Source organism: Paenibacillus sp. FSL M8-0142, from assembly GCF_038597315.1.
In the GTDB taxonomy this organism is placed as follows: domain Bacteria; phylum Bacillota; class Bacilli; order Paenibacillales; family Paenibacillaceae; genus Paenibacillus_AQ; species Paenibacillus_AQ lactis.
In genome coordinates this window covers 6,107,237-6,126,795 of record NZ_CP152008.1, presented here as the reverse complement: position 1 = coordinate 6,126,795, position 19,559 = coordinate 6,107,237, and the positions used below count along the sequence as shown (strand labels likewise).

The 19,559-nt window shown below is 53.3% G+C and carries 20 protein-coding genes; 13 read left to right on the top strand and 7 right to left on the bottom strand.

What is annotated here, in order from left to right; all coding sequences use genetic code 11:
- Positions 1-110: 110 nt before the first annotated feature.
- The 5 genes from NSQ46_RS27795 to NSQ46_RS27775 all read left to right on the top strand — a co-directional run bounded on the left by NSQ46_RS27795 (position 111) and on the right by NSQ46_RS27775 (position 6,861).
- A complete protein-coding gene (locus NSQ46_RS27795; protein ID WP_342575515.1) occupies positions 111-1,337 on the top strand; it encodes a glycosyl hydrolase family 8 in 1,227 nt (408 codons plus the stop codon).
- 393 nt (positions 1,338-1,730) lie between these two features.
- Positions 1,731-4,133 (top strand): LamG-like jellyroll fold domain-containing protein, encoded by a 2,403-nt coding sequence (locus NSQ46_RS27790; RefSeq protein WP_342575513.1) that lies wholly within the window; start codon positions 1,731-1,733, stop codon positions 4,131-4,133.
- A 307-nt stretch (positions 4,134-4,440) separates the two neighbouring features.
- Positions 4,441-4,842, top strand: a complete 402-nt coding sequence (locus NSQ46_RS27785; protein ID WP_007130588.1) for a DoxX family protein — start codon at positions 4,441-4,443, stop codon at positions 4,840-4,842.
- A 30-nt stretch (positions 4,843-4,872) separates the two neighbouring features.
- Positions 4,873-5,499 carry a nitroreductase family protein gene (locus tag NSQ46_RS27780; protein ID WP_007130587.1) on the top strand — a complete coding sequence of 209 codons (627 nt, stop codon included), beginning with the start codon at positions 4,873-4,875 and terminating at the stop codon, positions 5,497-5,499.
- A gap of 249 nt (positions 5,500-5,748) precedes the next feature.
- Positions 5,749-6,861, top strand: coding sequence for a hypothetical protein (locus NSQ46_RS27775; RefSeq protein WP_251536077.1), 1,113 nt, complete (start codon positions 5,749-5,751; stop codon positions 6,859-6,861).
- 113 nt (positions 6,862-6,974) lie between these two features.
- On the opposite strand, the gene NSQ46_RS27770 is transcribed toward NSQ46_RS27775, so the two are convergent.
- The 6 genes from NSQ46_RS27770 to NSQ46_RS27745 form a co-directional block, all read right to left on the bottom strand.
- On the bottom strand, positions 6,975-7,409 hold the full coding sequence (locus NSQ46_RS27770; protein ID WP_007130585.1) for a DUF6376 family protein: 435 nt from the start codon (positions 7,407-7,409) through the stop codon (positions 6,975-6,977).
- Positions 7,410-7,625: 216 nt separating this feature from the next.
- Positions 7,626-8,135, bottom strand: coding sequence for a hypothetical protein (locus NSQ46_RS27765; RefSeq protein WP_244152713.1), 510 nt, complete (start codon positions 8,133-8,135; stop codon positions 7,626-7,628).
- 300 nt (positions 8,136-8,435) lie between these two features.
- Entirely contained in the window at positions 8,436-9,086 is a 651-nt protein-coding gene (locus tag NSQ46_RS27760; RefSeq protein ID WP_007130583.1) for an amino acid ABC transporter permease, read from the bottom strand.
- 65 nt (positions 9,087-9,151) lie between these two features.
- Positions 9,152-9,805, bottom strand: coding sequence for an amino acid ABC transporter permease (locus NSQ46_RS27755; protein ID WP_040738847.1), 654 nt, complete (start codon positions 9,803-9,805; stop codon positions 9,152-9,154).
- A gap of 132 nt (positions 9,806-9,937) precedes the next feature.
- The gene (locus NSQ46_RS27750; protein ID WP_007130581.1) at positions 9,938-10,747 is read right to left on the bottom strand and encodes an ABC transporter substrate-binding protein; all 810 of its coding nucleotides are present in this window, start codon (positions 10,745-10,747) and stop codon (positions 9,938-9,940) included.
- A gap of 99 nt (positions 10,748-10,846) precedes the next feature.
- Positions 10,847-11,575: an amino acid ABC transporter ATP-binding protein gene (locus NSQ46_RS27745; protein ID WP_040738845.1), complete on the bottom strand. Its 729-nt coding sequence runs from the start codon at positions 11,573-11,575 to the stop codon at positions 10,847-10,849.
- Between the two features lie 192 nt (positions 11,576-11,767).
- Here NSQ46_RS27745 and NSQ46_RS27740 point away from each other — a divergent pair, with 192 nt between their 5' ends.
- Positions 11,768-12,955: an acyltransferase gene (locus tag NSQ46_RS27740; protein ID WP_342575506.1), complete on the top strand. Its 1,188-nt coding sequence runs from the start codon at positions 11,768-11,770 to the stop codon at positions 12,953-12,955.
- A 152-nt stretch (positions 12,956-13,107) separates the two neighbouring features.
- On the opposite strand, the gene NSQ46_RS27735 is transcribed toward NSQ46_RS27740, so the two are convergent.
- Positions 13,108-13,641, bottom strand: coding sequence for an AAA family ATPase (locus tag NSQ46_RS27735; protein ID WP_040738801.1), 534 nt, complete (start codon positions 13,639-13,641; stop codon positions 13,108-13,110).
- Between the two features lie 301 nt (positions 13,642-13,942).
- Here NSQ46_RS27735 and NSQ46_RS27730 point away from each other — a divergent pair, with 301 nt between their 5' ends.
- From NSQ46_RS27730 to NSQ46_RS27700, 7 genes are all read left to right on the top strand, one after another.
- Positions 13,943-15,565 (top strand): cellulase family glycosylhydrolase, encoded by a 1,623-nt coding sequence (locus NSQ46_RS27730; protein ID WP_342575504.1) that lies wholly within the window; start codon positions 13,943-13,945, stop codon positions 15,563-15,565.
- 25 nt (positions 15,566-15,590) lie between these two features.
- Entirely contained in the window at positions 15,591-16,055 is a 465-nt protein-coding gene (locus NSQ46_RS27725) for a pyridoxamine 5'-phosphate oxidase family protein (protein ID WP_251536058.1), read from the top strand.
- Between the two features lie 338 nt (positions 16,056-16,393).
- Complete coding sequence (gene cspD / locus NSQ46_RS27720; protein WP_006207896.1) at positions 16,394-16,594, top strand: cold-shock protein CspD; 201 nt, start codon at positions 16,394-16,396, stop codon at positions 16,592-16,594.
- A gap of 175 nt (positions 16,595-16,769) precedes the next feature.
- Positions 16,770-17,012, top strand: coding sequence for a cold-shock protein (locus tag NSQ46_RS27715; RefSeq protein ID WP_028404717.1), 243 nt, complete (start codon positions 16,770-16,772; stop codon positions 17,010-17,012).
- Positions 17,013-17,200: 188 nt separating this feature from the next.
- On the top strand, positions 17,201-17,374 hold the full coding sequence (locus NSQ46_RS27710) for a hypothetical protein (RefSeq protein ID WP_007130574.1): 174 nt from the start codon (positions 17,201-17,203) through the stop codon (positions 17,372-17,374).
- A 275-nt stretch (positions 17,375-17,649) separates the two neighbouring features.
- Positions 17,650-18,648, top strand: a complete 999-nt coding sequence (locus tag NSQ46_RS27705; protein ID WP_007130573.1) for an ABC transporter permease subunit — start codon at positions 17,650-17,652, stop codon at positions 18,646-18,648.
- 22 nt (positions 18,649-18,670) lie between these two features.
- A complete protein-coding gene (locus NSQ46_RS27700) occupies positions 18,671-19,552 on the top strand; it encodes a carbohydrate ABC transporter permease (RefSeq protein ID WP_251536056.1) in 882 nt (293 codons plus the stop codon).
- Positions 19,553-19,559: the final 7 nt, after the last annotated feature.

Genomic DNA, 19,559 nt, shown 5'->3' with positions numbered 1-19,559 from the left:
CCGTCACCGTGTCATCCAGTGATGAAAGGTGGTGATCGAAGCGAAATCGGCCGGACAAGCGGTAAGGGTAACCGAATTTTCAATTCGAATCTATGAAGGAGATGAGGTTGATGAAATCAAGCCGTAAACGAGTCATCCGCAAGAGCGCGCTGTTGTTCTGTGTCGTCCTCCTGATGCTGCCGGCGGGATTGTCCATGGCGGCGAATCAAAAGCCGTTTCCGCAGCATACGAGTTATACGAGCGGTTCGATCAAGCCCAATCATGTGACGCAGACGGCGATGGACGATGCTGTAAGGAGCAAGTGGAACAGCTGGAAGGCTTCTTTCCTCAAGCCTGCCGGCACTGGGCAATATTACGTAAAATACAACTCGGCCGGAGAAACGGTATCGGAGGCACATGGCTACGGGATGATCCTGACCGTCATGATGGCCGGAGCCGATGCCAACGCTCAGACGTACTTCGACGGACTGTACCGATACTATAAAGCTCATCCGAGCAATCAGAATCCATACTTAATGGCATGGAAGCAGAACAGCAGCTTCCAAAATATTGAGGGGGCCAACTCGGCGACAGACGGCGATATGGATATCGCATACGCACTGCTGCTGGCAGACAAGCAGTGGGGCAGCAGCGGCAGCATTAACTATTTGCAAGCCGCCAAAAACATCATAGGCGCCATCATGAGCCATGACGTGAATCAATCGCAATGGACCCTTCGTCTGGGAGACTGGGCAACGAGCGGGAGCTTCAATACCGCCACACGCCCGTCCGATTTCATGCTGAATCATCTGAAGGCGTTCCGGAAGGCTACCGGCGATGCCAGATGGGATCAGGTGATCAACAAAACGTATAGTATTATCAACTCCGTCCACAGCAGCTATAGCCCGAATACGGGATTGCTTCCGGATTTCGTCGTGCTGCAGGGGGGAAGCTATCAGCCTGCGGCGGCCGACTTCCTTGAAGGCGCGAACGACGGGAACTATTATTACAATTCGGCGCGGACGCCTTGGCGAATCGCTACTGACTATTTGATGACCGGCGACACGAGGGCCTTGGGTCAGCTCGAGAAGATGAACGCGTTCATCAAATCGAACACGAGCCAGAAACCGGCAAATATCAAGGCTGGCTATACGCTCGGCGGAAGCCCGCTTGTGTCGTATAACAGCGGCGCATTCTACGCTCCGTTCGGCGTCAGCGCGATGGTCTCCCAGAACCACCAAAGCTGGCTGAACGCCGTGTGGACCTATACGGCGAATGCGTCGGCCGAGGGATATTACGAAGAAAGCATCAAGCTGTTCTCGATGCTGGTCATGTCCGGGAATTGGTGGACCTACTAATCTCAGAATAGCTGTTATATTCATTTGATTCATAAAAACATAAAACAAAACCCCGACCTCCGTTTGTGGTCGGGGTTTCGTTCGTTCATTAAGATCCCATCCTCCGTGCAAGCGGCGGAGAGGGGGGTGAAAATATAACAAGGGCAGGTTTTTCTAAGGGGATTCGGCATTTTCTTATACTGGGTCTTTAAGACCATACCGATTCGCTTCGGATAAAATAAATAGAAAAGGGGATTGAAATTGGAGCAACTGCAATGATAATATCTTATATAATATAAAACGTTTTATATTTTAATGAATTAAAATTATCGTGGTTCGGGCTTCATGTCACTCTTGTTTATTTGTTTTGAAAGGGTTTACAAAAAATCAGCGATTGGTTGAAAGGAGCGTCGTATGCGAAAGAACATGATTCGAACTGGAGCTGCCGCAGCGGTTGTATGCGCTTTATTGGCGGGAAGCGCTATGGCATTTGGGCAGGGGCCGGAGACGGGGAGCTTAGGCGTGAAAGTGGAGGCGGCGGCCAAAAAGAAGGAGCCAAGCGCTCCGGTATTCCGGGAGGCCTCCGTACACGATCCATCCGTGATCAAGGCGGGCGATACCTACTATGTATTCGGCTCCCATTTGGCAGCGGCCAAATCCAAGGACCTCATGAAGTGGGACATGATCGCTTCCGGGGTTGCTGAGGGGAATCCTCTGATTCCGAACGTAACGGAGGAACTGAAGGATGCGCTGGCGTGGGCTCAGAGCGATACGCTATGGGCGGCCGATGTGATCCAGCTTGCCGACGGCAAATTTTATATGTACTACAATGCCTGCAAAGGAGACTCCCCGCGCTCGGCGATGGGGATTGCCGTAGCCGATCGGATCGAAGGACCTTATAAGGACACCGGCATTATTCTGAAATCCGGCATGTGGGGCGAGCCGAGTGAGGACGGCACCGTGTACGATGCAACGAAGCATCCGAATGTGGTGGATCCGGATGTTTTCTTTGATAAGGATGGAAAGCTGTGGATGGTATACGGCTCTTATTCCGGGGGAATCTTCATTATGGAGATGAATCCTGCGAACGGCAAGCCGCTTCCTGGACAGGGCTATGGCAAGAAGCTGCTGGGGGGCAACCATAGCCGGATCGAAGGACCGTATATGCTCTACAATCCGGAGACGGATTATTATTACTTGTATCTTTCGTACGGCGGACTTGATGCGGTTGGCGGGTACAATATGCGGGTCGTCCGATCCAAGAACCCCGACGGCCCGTTCTATGATGCGGAAGGGAACGACATGAGAGAGGTGAAGGCCGATCCGTCCCTGCCCCTCTTCGATGACCGGTCGATCGAGCCGTTCGGGACCAAGCTGATGGGCAACTATCTGTTCAAGCGTTTGATTGGCGATCCGGGAACGGGCTTGGGAACCGGTGCGGTATCCCCTGGACATAACTCGGTATACTACGATGAAGCAACCGGCAGAACGTTCCTGATCTTCCACAGCCGCTTTCCGCAGCGCGGCGAAGAGCATGAAATCCGCGTCCATGAGCTGTACATGAACGAGGAAGGTTGGCCTGTCGCAGCCCCGTTCCGTTATGCAGGAGAGGAAGCAGTGGACAAGAAGGTAACCCCGAAGGATGCAACAGGGGAATACAAGCTGATCAACCATGGGAAGGATATTTCCGCAAACATCAAGGAGTCGCAGCCGATCCAATTGCATATAAACGGCCGGGTGACAGGAAGCGTCTCCGGCACATGGAAAACAAGCGGAAAGCAGCAGGTTACGCTGACTTTGGACGGTGTTGTGTATAAGGGCGTGTTCGCACCGCAATGGAATCCCGAGGCCGGGCAGCAGCTCATGACCTTTACGGCATTATCGCCGGATGGAACAGCCGTTTGGGGAGCGAAGCAGCCGGAGCGCAGCGATAAGCAGATTGCGGAGGACGTTCGAGCGGACCTGTCGCTCGGTGATGTGAGCGGCATCTTCTACGATTTGACCCTGCCTTCCGAGGCATCCGGCGGCACAACGATCCAGTGGTCGACCTCCGATCCGAACGTGATCAGCGCTGACGGCAAAGTGACGCGTCCAGCCGCGGGCTCCGGAAATGCGAAGGTTACATTGACTGCCGGGATCGTCAAGGGCAGCTACAAGACTTCCCGGTCCTTTGACGTGACCGTGCTGCAGCAGTCGGCCGGACCGATGCTATTGAACTATGGCTTCGGTGAGAACCGAGAGGGCGTCGTGATCGACAGCTCCCCGAACGGATATGACGGGCGGACGCACGGCGGCGTTCAGTGGAATGAGCGAGGCTATCAGGGCGGGGGCATTGATTTTGACGGCAAGAACGGATATATTGAGCTGCCTAATCTGGTAACAGACACGGATGATCTAACGTTCGCGGCATGGGTATATTGGAAGGGAGGGGCTCCGTGGCAGCGGGTGCTCGATGCCGGCAGCGGGCTCGCAAGGCATATGTTCCTGACCCCGTCCCAGCACACCGGCGTCCTTCAGTTTACGATTCACGGCAACGGCGGCGACCAGAGTCTCCTTGCTGACGCGCCGCTTCCGGTAAATGCATGGACGCATGTAGCCGTGACCCTTCAGGGGGATACGGGCAAGCTGTACGTAAACGGACAGCTTGTTGCCTCCGGCGATCATATGAAGCTGAACCCAAGCGGGCTGTTGACCACGGAAGCTTACTTGGGCAAAAGCCGCTTTGCAGCCGATCCGTACTTCAATGGAAGCCTGGATGAGGTTCGGATTTATAACATGGCGCTAACCGACAGCGAAATCAAGAAGCTGGCGGAATAATATAGGAAAAGATCCGATGAAGCATTCCTGCTCTTTGCATGCAGGAGTGCTTTTTTCGTTGTTCTGATGGGAATCCGTCATTTTCATAATCAGTGGTTGACAGAAGGGTAGTCTATGATTTATCTTAATATCAAGACAAATAACTATAAAAAATATAGTAAGTATAAAGGAGTGAGTTGATGTTGTATAAACGTTAGCGGCTATGAGCGAATGGTTCCGTACGGCTTTATCTGCGATTCAGAATGTAAAAATAAATCGATCATGAGAAATGATTTTAAATAAAGCAAATAACTTGGAGGTTTTTATAATGACGATGGATTTAGGTTTGCTTATTCTTCGTTTGGTCATCGGGCTGTCATTTATGGCCCATGGCGCACAGAAATTGCTTGGCTGGTTCGGCGGCTACGGTCCGAAGGGAACCGGCGGCTGGATGGAATCGATCGGCATCAAGCCAGGAGTTGCAGCGGCTGTAATGGCTGGTTTGATGGAGCTGGCGGGCGGGCTGCTGCTCGCTTCCGGCTTCCTGACCGTGCTTGGAGCTGCCCTCATCACGCTGACAATGCTTGGGGCAATCGTTAAAGTTCATGGAAAGAACGGCTACTGGTCTACTGCGAATGGTTACGAGTATAATCTGCTGCTGATCGCAGCTGCGGTGGCGCTTGCTCTTACCGGTGCGGGAACTTACTCTCTGGATGCATTGATCTTTTAATGAAAGAATTCGATTGGAGGGGCGTACAAAATGAATGATTTAACAACCTTAATCAAAAGCCGGAGGTCGGCGAATCGGTTCATCGAAGGCATCGACATTCCGGACAGAACGCTGGACGACATATTTAACGAGGTGAAATACGCTCCTTCGGCTTTCAATCTCCAGCATGCCCGCTATGTGGTGGTGAAGGCTCCGGACCTTAAGGATAAGGTGTACGAAGCCGCAAACAAGCAGCATAAGATCCGAACGGCCTCTGCGGTAATCGTTGTGCTTGGCAATATGCGGGCCTATGAGGAGGTTGGACGGATGAACGAGGGATTCCTCAGTCTGGGGATCATCGACAAGCTGGAATATGACCAGACGGTTGAGGAGGTCACCCGATTCTACAAGGAACGGGGAGAGTCCTTCATGCGGGATGAGGCCATTCGCAATGCAAGCTTATCCGCGATGATGCTGATGCTCGTGGCGAAGGATAAAGGGTGGGATACCTGTCCGATGATCGGCTTTGATCCCGAATTGCTTCGTAAGGCGCTCGGTATTCCCGCTGAATATGTTCCCGCCATGCTGATTGCGATCGGCAAGGAAGATGCAGCCAAGCCTCGTCCGAGAGGCTACCGTAAGCCGGTGCTGGAGTTTGTCAGCTATGACCGGTTTTGAAGATGTGCAATGGTTCATGATGCAGCAGCAGGCCCTTCCTATATCCCCGATAAGCTCGTAAGTTTGGGCTTGCGTGAGTTTGGGCGAGGATGCCGCTGGGGCAATGGCAGCTATCGCACGGGTGAATTCTTTCATCCGTGCGATTTTTATTGCTGCAGCAATTAACATTCGCTTCGGGAATGACGATGATGAATATATAGGGATTGACACAAAGATTACATATAAATCGTTGGTTGTCGTTACGAGGGGGTGTACAAGCTGAATGATCGTATAAGGCGGTACCGCCGTAAGGGAGGATTATCCCTGTGGATTGCGTTGATGCTGCTGACTGCGGCGTGCAGTCAAGAGGGGGCATCGCCGCAGCCTTTGTCCAGCGCTATGCCGGCTTCCGTCGAGGAGCTCTCAACGGCTCGGGCGCAGCAGCCGCCAGCGGAGAAGTCCGAGGTCCAGCGTACGGCAAACGAGGATAAGGAGCGAGTGGGCACGGTTTCGCAGAGCCTCGGCCAGCTGGAGAACAGACGGGACCGCATGGCTGTCGATACCGTTCTGCAGATGTACGAAGCGCTGCATGCGGAGGATCGCGAAGCGTATTTCCGGTATGCGGACATTGCCAGTGTCCGCATGACGCCGTCAAAGCTGGATGTGCTGATCGAGGAAGCAGGGAAGCGCGAGCTGAAACCGGAGCGCTTTCGGTCCTTCGACAAGCTGACTCTGGCGGAAGACAGCAGGCGGCTGTTGTCCATCCATTACGGCAGTCAGGTCGAACTTGTGCTGGAAGAGCTGAGCTATGGGGATCAGAATGTATGGTTCGTCAATGTGTTTCCGGACGGACCGAAGGTGATCGACCAGACGGCGATTTATCCGGGAGCGTATGAGCTGGGAAGGGAGGCGTCCTTCGAGGAGCTCGTTGCGGCAGGCATTCAGTCGGCTGCGGAATACAGGGAGTTCCTGGCCTCCAATTATGATACGCCCCTCTGGACGCCGATTCAGACGGTTTCTCTGCTGTACCAGGCTGCTCAGGAAGGCGACGAGCAAGCCTTTGCAGCCATAGCAGGTGGAGGAGAAGGATATTATGCGCAGCTGTATGCATCGGATATGGTGCCGTTCGCTGACTGGATGAAGGCCTATGGCAGCGTTCAGGCGTTCCCGCTGGAGCTCTTGCCCCATGACCGGATTGCCGAAGCCTTTCGGGAATCCTGCGACGAGCGGTACGGAGAAGACTGGCAGCTCATTGCGGCCTGGGAACCGGAGGATCCGGCGGAGAGGCGCGGCACGTATTGGATTTTGACTCCCAGCACGGACCAGACCCGGTATGTCGTTCGTGAAGCTTTTACGGGCAATCTTCAGCTCTTTGTTCAGTGAGTCGAAATTGATCTCTATGCATGACATAATCTGTCTTCGGACACAAGCGATAAGGCTGTCCTCGAGATCTGCGAGATCTTCGGGAACAGCCTTATTGCTGTGCGAATGTTCGATTATGGCTGGAGGTTTTGGATGAGGTCCATCGTTTCGTTGATTTTGTTCACCGTCTCAACAATGCCGGAATTTTGGAGGTCGGTCACACCGTTTTGGATTTGGTCCATATATCCGTTGATGTCGGTTAGCAGCGTATCGTTTAAAGCTACAAGCTGCTCATGTATATCCTGCGCAAAAGCGGGAGCCTCGATCCCGTTAAACTCCGAGATGCGGGTCTTCATCTCTTCAAGCTCCTTGGTCAGCGTCTCTTTGGCATCCGCGCTCGTAGCCGCCTGTTGGGCCAGATCCGGGATGGACTGGGCGAATTGTGAAGCCTCATTGATGAACGTGCCGGCTTCCTTCGTATAATCCAGGGAATTGTTCACGCTGTCCAGCAATGAGCAGCCCGAGAGAACCCCCAGTAGAAGCGTTAGCAGCAAAAATCTCTTGATCATCTCTCATCCTCCTGTCAGCTTGTGCAATCTTATTGTTATATACGCATGTTCGGAGGATTGGTTCGATATTTTTGAAGATATCAGAAAGTATAACCTCGGAGGATCTGCTGCCTGATATCGCAAGAAAAAATACTGCTAAACGCGGTCTGTCTTCTGTGGGAGTACGTCTATAGGGGGTTTCTTGTGGAGATGGCACGAGGCTTGAGGTAGTCGGTTTTAATATTTGCTGCATAGGAAGCGGATAATCTCAATCACACTGCCAAGGAGGTTTCCGAATCCCGCCCCGGATGCCGTCCTTTCGGGCAGTTCGGAAGCTGCAGGTTGTTTGCCTTCGCCCAAGGAAGAGGTGTCGACCGATGAGGAAGGCCCCGTATTCCCGCAGAGTCGGGCTTTGACCCTTTCTTTACCCGCATTCGCGAACACGATGTATTCCCTTCCTTCCTCAAAGGTGTCCCAGCCGGTAGGATGGAGCGTGATCGTCCCTTTCTCCAGATCGCCCTTCCACCATTCCGAAACCGAGAATGTATAGGTGCTTTTCATGAAGTCGGCGTTCTCGTCGTAGGAGACGAGGGTTCCGCGGAACACGATATCCGATACTTTGAGCTCTTCGGTGATTTTTCGGGGCTCAGCACAAGATAAGGCCGAGGCCTCCGGGCTCGCCGGGCCGAGCCAAAGACCGGCCATCAGGGAAACGCCGACCAGCAGCTGCAATCCTCTCTTCATCATCTTAGCACTCCTTTGTGAATGATTAGCATGTATGCCCATTAGACGATGTGTTGACGTACAGGGTTGCAGTCCGCTTGGAAAATCATCCGAATTTCCCCAGAATGACCAGTATGACGGAACGGCAAAGAACCGCAGGGCGTAAAAGACCTCGCGGTTCAAGAAGCAGCCTTGCGGTTTAAGGGGCAGCCTTAGGTTTTCAAGGAATAGCCTTGGGGATCAAGAAGCAGCTTTGCGGTTTGCGAAGCTCCTGCCTCCTTGACGAAGGCTTCATCGGAGCAAGCGCCCAGGGTCTTCGTCTCCTTAAATCTGTCTGGCCTCGAGCCGTTTAGCAACCAGCGACAGCGAATAATTCAAGGTGAAGTAGAGCAGGGACGCAAATACAAGCGCCGGAATGACATAAGAGAAGCTGGATCCGCTTAGAATCTTTACGTTCCGCATCAGCTCCGGCAGCGAAATGATGATGGCCAGGGATGTGTCCTTTATCAGCGATATGAATTGGCTCACCATCGGCGGGGACATTCGGCGCAGCGCGAGCGGGAGGATAACATGCCGAAGCGTCTGCATGTAGGATAGACCCGAGGCGCGGGCTGCCTCGATCTGCCCCTTATCGACGGATACGAGACCGCTGCGTACGATTTCGGAGATCATCGCCCCTTCGAAGATGCTCAGCCCGACGACCGCCGCCCAAAAGGTCGGAATGCGGATGCCGGCTTGAGGCAGAATCATGCCGATGAAAAAAATGATCAACAGGAGCGGCAGATTACGGATGGCATCCACGAGGATGGCGACCGTCCTCGAGACGAAGGCAACCCTCGTATACCTGACGGTTCCCAGCACGGTTCCGATGATAAAGCTGAATAGAATCGACAAGCCGGCAACCTGTACCGTAATCCAAAAGCCTTGAAGGAGATATCGCAAATTTGGCCAGGAATATGCGCCAATAAAATCCATCTTGTGCCACCTCCCTTATAGATGAGGATTTGCAAAATCCTGAGATCGGCAAGTTTCAAAAGATATCAGTTGCTTTTGGCAAAGCGCCGCTCCATGTAATGAACCGCCTGACTGAGCGGTATGGTCAGCAGCAGGTAGAACAGGGCAACAAGCGTATACACCGGAATACCCTTGAACGTTTTCAGATTGATGATGTCCGCGTAGTACATCAGGTCAAGACCGGCGATGACGGCCAGCACGGAAGAATTCTTCACGAGATTAATCATCTGGTTGCCGATTGCCGGCAGCACGATTTTGACCGCTTGGGGGAGAATAATGTAGCGCATGGTTTGAATATAGCTGAGCCCGGAGGAGCGTGCCGCCTCGGATTGTCCTGAAGGAACAGCCTGGATACCGGCCCGGATGGACTCCGCAACGAAAGCGGCAGTGTAGACGATTAAACCGAGCGTGCCGGCGGTAAAGGGTTCCATGGCGATCCCGAGCGCAGGGACCCCGAGGAAAAAGAAAAAAACGGTCACCAGCAGCGGAATGTTGCGGATGAACTCGACATAGACGGTCCCGACCACATTGAGTATGCGAAACGGAGCGATTCGGAGGATGGCAATCAAGGTGCCGAGAACCAAACTGCCGATCAGCCCGAGGAGGCTTGCGAGAACCGTCCGACCTAGGCCTGCCATAAAATCATCCCAATAATCGATCAGGATGCTGAAATCCCACAGGTTCAATGTTCCTCACCTCCGATAGGGGGATTAGGCCAGCGTCCGGTAAGGCTTAAAATCGCTCCCTCCCCCGATCAATAAAGAGGAGGGGCGGTATGCGCATACCTGGAACGCCTTGCATTCATGAGCGGATTATTCCGGCTTGATGCCCATCCACTGCTCATACAGCCTGTCATATTCGCCGCTTTCCTTCATTTCTTTAAGCAGCTCGTTGACGGTCTTCACAAACTCGGGATTCCCTTTTTTAATGGCCATGCCGTATGGCTCATCCGTAAAATTGCCGCCGACGAGCTCGTAATTCGGATCCTGCTTCTGCATACCGAGCAGAATGGAATTGTCGGTGGTCAACGCATCGCCTTGACCTGCCCGGAGCGCGGTGAAGGCATCCTGATAGTTCTCGAATTCCAGAATCTCGGCGTCCGGCGCTTTCTCGCGGATATTTTGCGCAGAGGTCGAGCCTTTAACGGTGAGCACTTTCGTGTCTTTGTTCAGACTCTCCAGTCCTGTGATCGGACTGCCCTTCTTCACGAGAAGCGACTGGCCGGCCTCGAAATAAACATCGCTGAAGTCGACCTGCTCCTTGCGTTCCTCCGTTATCGTCATGGTGGCGATGATAATATCGATATCCCCGTTTCGCAGCATGTCGATTCGGGTTTTGGAGGTGACTTCCTTCAGCTCGAGCTTGGTCTCGTCGCCCAGGATTTTTTTCGCGAGGGCCTTGGCCATATCGATATCGAAGCCCTCCACTTGGCCGGTAGCAGGGTCCTGCAGCCCGAACAGCTTCGTGTCGTATTTCACGCCCGCCACCAGCTTGCCGCGCTTCTTGATCGCCTCAAGCGTGTCAACCTCGCCTGAACTGCCGCAGCCCGCGGCGATCAGCATGATGATCAGCGACAGCACCGCCGCGCTCCACCTGAACGTTCTGGACAATTTTCTATTCATTTCGGATCCCCCTTCAAAATCAATGTTCTTCACGGTATCAATCATTAAGGTCATGAATGAATCATCCCGAGACCAAGGAAGCCTCGCTTGATTTTCGGGCTAATGATGCAGCAGCCGGCTTAGAAAGGTTCGCGCCCTCTCTTCGCGCGGCTGCGAGAAAAACTCGGACGCCGTAGCGTCTTCGATAATCTTGCCTTCATCCATGAAGACGATCCGGTCCGCCGCTTCCCGGGCAAACCCCATCTCATGAGTGACGATGACCATGGTCATGCCCTGGTGGGCAAGCGAACGCATGACGTCCAGCACTTCGCCGATCATCTCGGGATCGAGGGCCGAGGTCGGTTCGTCGAACAGCATGATTTTGGGATTCATCGTCAGTCCGCGGGCGATCGCCACGCGCTGCTGCTGCCCGCCGGACAGCTGGGAAGGATAGCTGTCCGCTTTATCCGCAATGCCGACGCGCTTGAGATAGGTCATCGCCTTGTCCGTGGCTTCGGCTTTGGTCATACCCAGCACCTTCATCGGTGCAAGAATGATGTTATCGATCACCTTTTTGTGCGGATACAGGTTGAAATGCTGGAATACCATCCCGATATCCCGCCGGAACCGGTTGATATCGATTCGCTTGTCATGCAGCCTGACGCCGTTTACAACGAGCTCGCCGTCCGTGATGCTCTCGAGCCGGTTGATGCAGCGCAGCAGCGTGCTTTTCCCCGAGCCGGACGGCCCGACGATGACCACGACTTCCCCTTGCGAAACGGTCAGGTCGATTTCTTTCAGAACGTGAAAGCTTCCGAAAAATTTGTTGACGCGTTTGAATTCGATCAGCAGAAATCTCCTCCTATTCGCTGAATGTTGAAATGCAGCCTGAGCCGGTTGTTGTCCAGACTTTCCTGCCAGGCTCTTTTTACACTGGTATGGCAAAGAATGCTTGTTCCATACCAAATTCAGAAAAATTTAAGTACCAAGGGGGTGTAACGTAGGCTATAATAGGGGGCGTTCGGAAAAGAGGGGAAATGAATGGAGAAACGCGCCAAACTTACGGAAATCGACCTGGTTCGAGGCTTTGCGATGATGGGCGTGCTGATGGTGCATGCGACATCGTTCGCGACGGTCCAGATGCGCGGGGACGATTTTTTTGGCTTATACAACTTTTTGAACATATTTTCTAAAGTCGGTACGACGACGTTTATTTTTCTGAGCAGCTTCGTGCTGTTTTACAACTACTATCACCGTCCGTTTCGGGGCAAAGACCTTGCCCGGTTTTACCGCAACCGGCTGATGTATATTCTGGTGCCGTATTTTATCTTCTCGGTGCTGTTTTTTACGGTGGCTTGGTACCATCGGGGAGGCGTGACCGACGTCTCTGCGATGCTGGATAGCTTCTGGCCTAAGCTGGCTACGGGAAAATCGTACACGCATTTGTATTTTATTTTCATCAACATTCAATTCTACTTGCTGTTTCCGCTGGTACTGCTCCTGCTGAAGCGCTTCAGGGGCTTTGCTGCCATCTGCGTACTGGTCGGGATCGTGCTGCAGTGGATTTTCTACTTGGGGAATGACGCGTGGTGGCATGTGACGAACCGAAACAGCTGGTCGCTGTCGTTTCTGTCATATTACTTCCTCGGTGCCTGGATGGGGATTCACTATGAGCGCGTCAAATCCTGGCTGACCGATGCCAGGCATGCTGCAAGGCCGCTGCTTCGAAGGTTCGGCTGGGCCGCGCTGTGGACAACGTGGATCGCCAGTGCGCTGGTTCATATCGGGCTGCGTTATAATCAGAGGCTGCATGGAATCGAGGTTCACCCGCTTGTCTATGACGCGTTCTGGAACGTGCATACGCTGACCACGGCGCTGGTCATGATGCAGACCGCTCTGCGCCTCGGCGGCAAGCGGAGCCTGCTGGTTCGCGGCTTTCGAAGAATCGGGGTGTATTCCTTCGGGATTTATCTGGTGCACCCGCTGGTGCTGCTCGTTTACCGGGACTATCGGCCGAAGACGGATAATTCCTGGCTTCTGCTTGCATGGTATGCTGGCGGACTGGCAGCGGCGCTGGTAGTCTCCTACTTGCTGGTGTACGGCATTCGCCGGCTCGGGGGCTGGACATGGGTCCTGTTCGGCAAACTGCCGGGCGGGGAGCGCAGGGGCTCGGCGGGAATTCCGGCTTCAGCCGCTTCTACACCAGGGATTACCAAGGCGGCACCGTAAACGCTCGGGATTAGCCGCAGCTCATCCGCAGGATGACGTAAGCGGCTAAGCACGCGGAGAAGAAATAAGGGTGGCTCCCGGCAGAAGGCATCTGCCAATGGGGAACCACCCTTTTTGTGTCGCACGAACGTACTGCAATTTTTTTGCCGATGTCATGAAAGCACCTGGAAACGGGGCTCCAGGAGTATTGCTTCCGCCGTGTCCTCGGGCCGCTTCAGCGCCGTATCGTACAGGAACTGCCGGTTCTGCGGCATGGATACCAATTTGTCCAGCAAAAATAGTGAGCGCTCCAGGGAATCAATATCCCCTCTTGTTGTCAGCCTTTCGGCGATTTTCTCCTTGTCTGCATGCAGCACAGCATACTTTATGCTTACATCCAGGTCGGATAACTGCTCGCAAAACCACTCGAGCTCATCCTCTACGACAAAATCAATAACGACATTCAGGCCTTGGCGCAGCATATTTTGTGTTAGTGCCAGGAGGTTCTTCCATGTTAAGCTTAAGCGTTCATCCCATGAAAGCGGGAGCTCATGATGCAGCATGTGAAGCAGCAGGTCACCTTCAATCAGCACGCATCGTTCCACGCGCTCTGCCAACATCTTCGCTGTCGTTGATTTTCCAACGCCAAGCGGACCCGAAATCAAGTACAGCAGGCTCAGATTCGTTTCTTTTGTCAAAGGGATCATCCTTTCCAAAGCGTGCGGCCGAAATTTACCGGGGTTTAGGGCTATACAGCACATAAGCTGTTCCGTTCAGAAACCGTGTTCCGTTCGCTTGCAGTATACCATGGCCTAAGAAGCAGCGGCACGAAATTTCAGGATGTTTCCCTGATTTTCGGCAGCAGAAGGATTGGCATCCCGGCCATCGTATAAAGTTTGGGTGTTATGCGTTACGAGCCGAAGGTATATCGCCGTGTCATCGGAAGCGGCGGCTGGGAAATCGGCAGTCAAGTACATTCGTTACAGACAAGAAAGCGGGGAGGATGACATGATGGGATGGAGCGGCAATTCATTGGTAAACGGTTTCATTCGTGCAGACGGCAAACGTCTTGTGAACGGGGAAGGACAAGAAATTTTGCTTCGCGGCGTAGGACTTGGCAGCTGGCTGCTGCCTGAAGGATACATGTGGAAGATGCCCGAGCAGGGAGACCGGCCGCGGCGGATCGAGGCTATGGTGAAGGATCTGATCGGAGAAGAGAAAGCAGCGCTCTTCTGGGAAACCTATTATGACCGGTATATCGGAGAAGCGGATATTCGGCAGATCGCCGAGCAGGGCTTTAACTCCATCCGGCTGCCGATCAATGCCAGGGTTATTATGGAGGAGGGGCAGCAGAAGCCTTTTCACTTCCATGAGGGCCATCTTCGGTTGATCGATCGGGTGATCGATTGGTGCAGGTCGTGCCGGCTGTATGTTATTCTGGATTTACATGGAGCGCCCGGAGGACAGACGGGAGCGAATATTGATGATTCAGCGCGTGATCTGCCGGAGCTGTTCACAAATCCGCTGAATACCGAGCGGACGGTGGCGCTGTGGCGGATGCTCGCCGAGCGCTACGATGAGTGGATCGTAGCCGGCTATGATCTTCTGAACGAGCCGCTGCCGGATTGGTTCAGCGAGTATAACGACCGGGTCATGCCGCTCTATCGGGAAATTACGGCAGCGATTCGGGAAGTGGATCAACGCCATATGATCATTTTGGAAGGCGTGCACTGGTCGACGGATTGGCAAATATTCGATGAACCTTTTGACGATAATCTGCTGCTGCAATTCCATAAATATTGGAACAATCCGGATACGGAGAGCATTCAGAAGTATTTGGATCACCGTGAGCAATGGAATGTGCCCATCTTTATGGGCGAAGGCGGCGAGAACAACCCTCAGTGGTATACGGGGGCGTTCCGGTTGTTCGAGGACCACAATATTTCATGGAATTTCTGGACGTGGAAGAAGATGGACACAAGCAACTCGCCGTACTCGATCCGGAGGCCGGAAGGCTGGGATAAGCTGACGGGCTACCTCGAGGGCGGAGCGAAGCCTTCCCAAGAAGAGGCCGAGGCCATCCTTCAGGCGTATTTGGACAGCCTTCCGCTGGAAGCTTGCGACGCCCATCCGAATGTATCGCGTTCGCTGTTCCGGCAGCTGCCGATCCAGATTCCGGCTGAATTTTACGGCTACCGCGGGGAAGGCGTTTCTTATCACGTTGGCACGAAGGCAGAAAGAAACATCGGGCTGCGGGTAAGCGACGGCGTCCCGATGCGGATGGTGACCGGCAAGGCCGAGAAGCCGAGCTACGCGCCGGAAGGCGGCAAGCCGTGGGAGACGGACAATCTGGTATGCGTGCAGCTGCAGGCAGGAGACTGGCTCGCCTATGAAGCTCTGTGCGCCCAAGCGGCTGCATACCAGCTCGATGTCCGGGCGCTGCTTCCGGAAGGCAGCGCAGAGTTAACGCTGCGGATCGGGGACAGGGAGCTGGGGAAGCTGTCTGTCAGCGGTGAAGGATGGCAGGTGTTCAGGCTTGCTTCGGAGCTTGTGGTCGAACAAGGGCCGGTCCATCTCATGATCGGCGTAAGCCAAGGTTGGGTCGAGCTGGATTGGGTGGAGTTTTCGTAAGAACAAGGAAGGAGAGGATGTCGCTGTGACGCAGAGGGCTTCAATCTCGGAAGGTTTATGCCAATGGCTGAACGGCCTGGAGCTGGAATCCAAGCAGCATACGGCAATGATGCTGCTGACCGTTACGGAGGATTTATGGCCGCATACCGCCATGGTCAGCGCCGGGGAGGTGCTGGCACTAACCCGGAGCACGATCCGGATCGCGCTGTGGCCGGGCACGGTAACGACGGGCAATATTCTTCGTTCAGGCCAAGCTACGTTGGTCGCCATTAATGAGGGGGCGGCCCACTACGTGCGGCTTGCGCTGCGCGCACTTCCGGATGTGCCGGACGCCCGCCATCCCCGGCAGCGATTTAGCGCCGAGGTTGTGGCGGTTCGGGAAGACCGGGCGAAGTATGCGGATATCCTGTCCGCCGTTACGATCCGGCTGCATAACCCAAATGACGTGCTGGAGAGATGGCGGGAGACGCTTCGGGAGCTTCGGCAATAATGGCAATAATACGGCCCTTTCGATGAAGATATACAGCTGCAAGAAATCCCCGGCGTTAAAACCGGGGGTGTCTTGCTTCGGTCTTTAGCGCGGATAAAACGCGGCGATTGCCCGTCAGATCGGGCTTGCGCACCGGTTCATTATGGTGTACGATTATTTTTTTCAAATTATTTGCTATCGATGCGCAGATGTGGTAAGATATGAATATCGAAATCGACCTGAATTCACATATTGTAGAGGGTTGTCATTTCAGATAACCTTGTGCAATATGTGAATTTTTTTATTCCGCTTGCGAAGAAAAAAAGGTCATGTAAATACAAATCAAGGAGGATTCCCCCATGCAAACAGGAACTGTTAAATGGTTTAATGCTGAGAAGGGCTTCGGTTTCATCGAAGTTGAAGGCGGAAACGATGTATTCGTTCACTTCAGCGCGATCCAAGGCGATGGCTTCAAGACGCTGGACGAAGGCCAACGCGTTGAGTTCAACATCGTTGAAGGCAACCGTGGACCACAAGCTGAGAACGTTGTAAAACTGTAAGTACGAGCGAGGACTGCCCTTAATGTGTCACATTAAGGGCAGTCCTCTTTTCGTTTTTCAACAAAAGCCGGATGTTCAGGGGCCCCTGCGGAGGCGGGCTGGCTTGCAGGCAAGCGCCCGTTTGCAGGAGAGATGTTTTTCGATTTCTAACGACAAGCACAAGGAGGAGCGTTATATGTATTCGCGTAAAAACTCGATGGAGAGTATTCCTGAGGAAATTACGGAAGTGTGGGCATGCACGAAGGAAGACTGCAAAGGGTGGATGCGGGACGATTTTGCGTTCGACACGGAGCCTGTGTGCCACTTGTGTCATTCCCCTATGGTCAAGGAAACGAGAAAGCTTCCCCAGCTCATCAATACGAACAAACAGCAGAAATCGCTCAGCAAGGGAATCCAGATTAACGGAAGCAGCAGCTAATACCCAGAGATAGAGCCGGAAGAAGGGAGAGCGTGGGTTCGCTCACGAATGCTCCAATACCTGGAAATTCGGCCGAAACTGATTCATCGGATGGAGTTTGGTTAGGTAATACACATGTCCCTGTCACAGGTTGTCAGATTTTTGGACGAATCTGCAGGGGTGTGATTATTTAAAAGGAGTGAATCATATTGAACACGCATACCGAGGTACTCAAGCGCAACATCGACAACATGATCATTCAGGATAACCAAGGAAGCCTCAATGATCAGGAAAAATTCATCATGCAGAAGCTGATGCGCGAAAAGTTTCAGCAAGAGCATGAGAGCAAGCACGAACAGCGCGAGCAGGAGAAATCGGAATAACCGAATTACAGCAGCTTAATATAGATTGAGAACATGAGCGGGAGCGAGCTTTAGCTTCCCGCTCATGTTTTTTTGTGCAATTTTTTTGTTCGGCGTTACGGACATCGGATGCTGAAAGAGTCTAAGCAAGGCGGATTGCCGAAATCACCCGAAAAATGAGCACCCCGATACGAAATCTGAAACCTTACGAGAGGATGCCGTGTGGGACTACAATATAGCTAAACATTTGAAAGGGTTTACAAAAATAGAGAGACATCAACCTGGAGGTCATAACCATGCGCAATCAACCCCATGCCGAACCTGCAGCAGAGACCGGAGCGGGCCGGGCGCCTGCGCCGCCCCTTGAGGACGCGAGGAAGCTTGCCCGAAGCCGATGGCTCAAGAAGCTTTACAGCCAGCGGCATCTGCAGATCATGGCGCTGCTCGGCGTCATCTGGATGATTATTTTCAACTATATCCCGATGTACGGCGTCATCATCGCCTTTAAGGAATTCAACATCATCAAGTCCATTGGCGAGGCTCCATGGGTAGGACTGGAGCATTTCAAGGAATTTTTCGCCAACGACGATTTCACGAGCGTCATGCGCAACACGCTCGGGATCAGCTTGCTGAAGCTGTTCATCGGGTTTCCGCTGCCGATCATTTTCGCGCTGTTTCTGAACGAAATCCGGTCGTTCCGTTACAAGCGGACGATCCAGACGATATCGTATTTGCCGCACTTCATCTCCTGGGTTATCCTGGGCGGCATTCTGATGACCTGGCTTGCCGACACCGGCGTCATTAACAAAATCCTGCTCGCGCTGAACATGATTGATCAGCCGATTACGTTCCTGGCTGAGCCGAAGTATTTCTGGGGCATCGTCATTACGTCGGATATTTGGAAGGAGCTCGGCTGGTCCGCGATCATCTATCTGGCCGCCATCGCGAGCATCTCGCCGGAGATGTACGAGGCCTCTACAATCGACGGGGCGGGGCGCTTTCAGAAAATGTGGTATATCACGCTTCCGAGCATTAAAGCGACCATCTCCATTTTGTTTATCCTGGCCGTCAGTAGCGTGCTGAGCTCCAACTTCGATCAGATCCTGGTGCTTCGCAACCCGCTGAACGAAAGTACAAGCAACGTTATCGACATCTTCGTCTACCATACCGGCTTGCAGAACGGACGCTATTCTTACGCCCAGGCCGTTTCGCTGTTCAAGTCGATCATCGCGATCATCCTGCTGCTGATTGCCAACCGGGTTACCAAAAAACTGAACGATACATCCCTGTTCTAACGAAAGGAGGCAGCGGCAAACGATGTTTAAACGCAAAACAAAGGGCGAAGCCATCTTCGACATGTTCAACAATTTCGGCATGCTGATCGTATGCTTTCTGACCATTTACCCGATCTGGTACGTGCTGGTCAATGCCTTCAACGACGGGCAGGACGCCATGCGCGGAGGCATTTACTGGTGGCCGAGGGAGTTCAGTCTGCAAAATTTTGAGGCCGTCTTCCAAAGCTCCGGCATCATGACGGCCATGGGCATTACGGTCGCCAAGACGGTCGTCGGCGTTTTTGTCCACGTCCTGTTTACGGCGATGGTAGCCTACGCATTCTCCCGCAAGGGGCTGATCGGCGGCAAGTTGTATATTTTTCTCGGTACGGTCACGATGTTCTTCACCGGCGGGCTCATTCCGACGTATCTGCTGATCAAGGATCTTAATATGCTGGACAGCTTCCTGGTGTACATCATTCCCGCCATGTTCAGCTTCTTCGACCTCATCATCTTCATGACGTTCTTCCGGGAAATTCCGGACGGGCTTGAAGAAGCGGCGAAGATCGACGGGGCGAACGATTGGTCGATCTTCCTGCGGGTCGTGCTGCCGGTCTCGATGCCGGTCATCGCCACCATCGCCCTGTTCCACGGCGTGTACCAATGGAACGACTATTTCACGGGTGTGATCTATATCAACAACACGGATCTGCAGCCGATCCAGACCTACTTGTACAAGGTCATCGCGCAGTCCAGTTCGAACCAGATGATGGCCCAGGTGCCGGGAGGCATCTCCAAGACGGTGACCTCGCAGTCGATCAAAATGGCGACTATGGTCGTGACGACGCTTCCGATCGTGTTCGTCTACCCATTCCTGCAGCGTTATTTCGTCAAAGGGATGATGATCGGCTCCATCAAGGGTTAAACCGTAA

Bases quoted from the DNA above. Each gene is read 5' to 3' on its own strand.
- NSQ46_RS27795 (WP_342575515.1), top strand. From the start codon at position 111: ATGAAATCAAGCCGTAAACGAGTCATCCGCAAGAGCGCGCTGTTGTTC.
- NSQ46_RS27790 (WP_342575513.1), top strand. From the start codon at position 1,731: ATGCGAAAGAACATGATTCGAACTGGAGCTGCCGCAGCGGTTGTATGC.
- NSQ46_RS27785 (WP_007130588.1), top strand. From the start codon at position 4,441: ATGACGATGGATTTAGGTTTGCTTATTCTTCGTTTGGTCATCGGGCTG.
- NSQ46_RS27780 (WP_007130587.1), top strand. From the start codon at position 4,873: ATGAATGATTTAACAACCTTAATCAAAAGCCGGAGGTCGGCGAATCGG.
- NSQ46_RS27770 (WP_007130585.1), bottom strand. From the start codon at position 7,409: ATGATCAAGAGATTTTTGCTGCTAACGCTTCTACTGGGGGTTCTCTCG.
- NSQ46_RS27765 (WP_244152713.1), bottom strand. From the start codon at position 8,135: ATGATGAAGAGAGGATTGCAGCTGCTGGTCGGCGTTTCCCTGATGGCC.
- NSQ46_RS27760 (WP_007130583.1), bottom strand. From the start codon at position 9,086: ATGGATTTTATTGGCGCATATTCCTGGCCAAATTTGCGATATCTCCTT.
- NSQ46_RS27750 (WP_007130581.1), bottom strand. From the start codon at position 10,747: ATGAATAGAAAATTGTCCAGAACGTTCAGGTGGAGCGCGGCGGTGCTG.
- NSQ46_RS27740 (WP_342575506.1), top strand. From the start codon at position 11,768: ATGGAGAAACGCGCCAAACTTACGGAAATCGACCTGGTTCGAGGCTTT.
- NSQ46_RS27735 (WP_040738801.1), bottom strand. From the start codon at position 13,641: ATGATCCCTTTGACAAAAGAAACGAATCTGAGCCTGCTGTACTTGATT.
- NSQ46_RS27730 (WP_342575504.1), top strand. From the start codon at position 13,943: ATGATGGGATGGAGCGGCAATTCATTGGTAAACGGTTTCATTCGTGCA.
- cspD (WP_006207896.1), top strand. From the start codon at position 16,394: ATGCAAACAGGAACTGTTAAATGGTTTAATGCTGAGAAGGGCTTCGGT.
- NSQ46_RS27715 (WP_028404717.1), top strand. From the start codon at position 16,770: ATGTATTCGCGTAAAAACTCGATGGAGAGTATTCCTGAGGAAATTACG.
- NSQ46_RS27705 (WP_007130573.1), top strand. From the start codon at position 17,650: ATGCGCAATCAACCCCATGCCGAACCTGCAGCAGAGACCGGAGCGGGC.
- NSQ46_RS27700 (WP_251536056.1), top strand. From the start codon at position 18,671: ATGTTTAAACGCAAAACAAAGGGCGAAGCCATCTTCGACATGTTCAAC.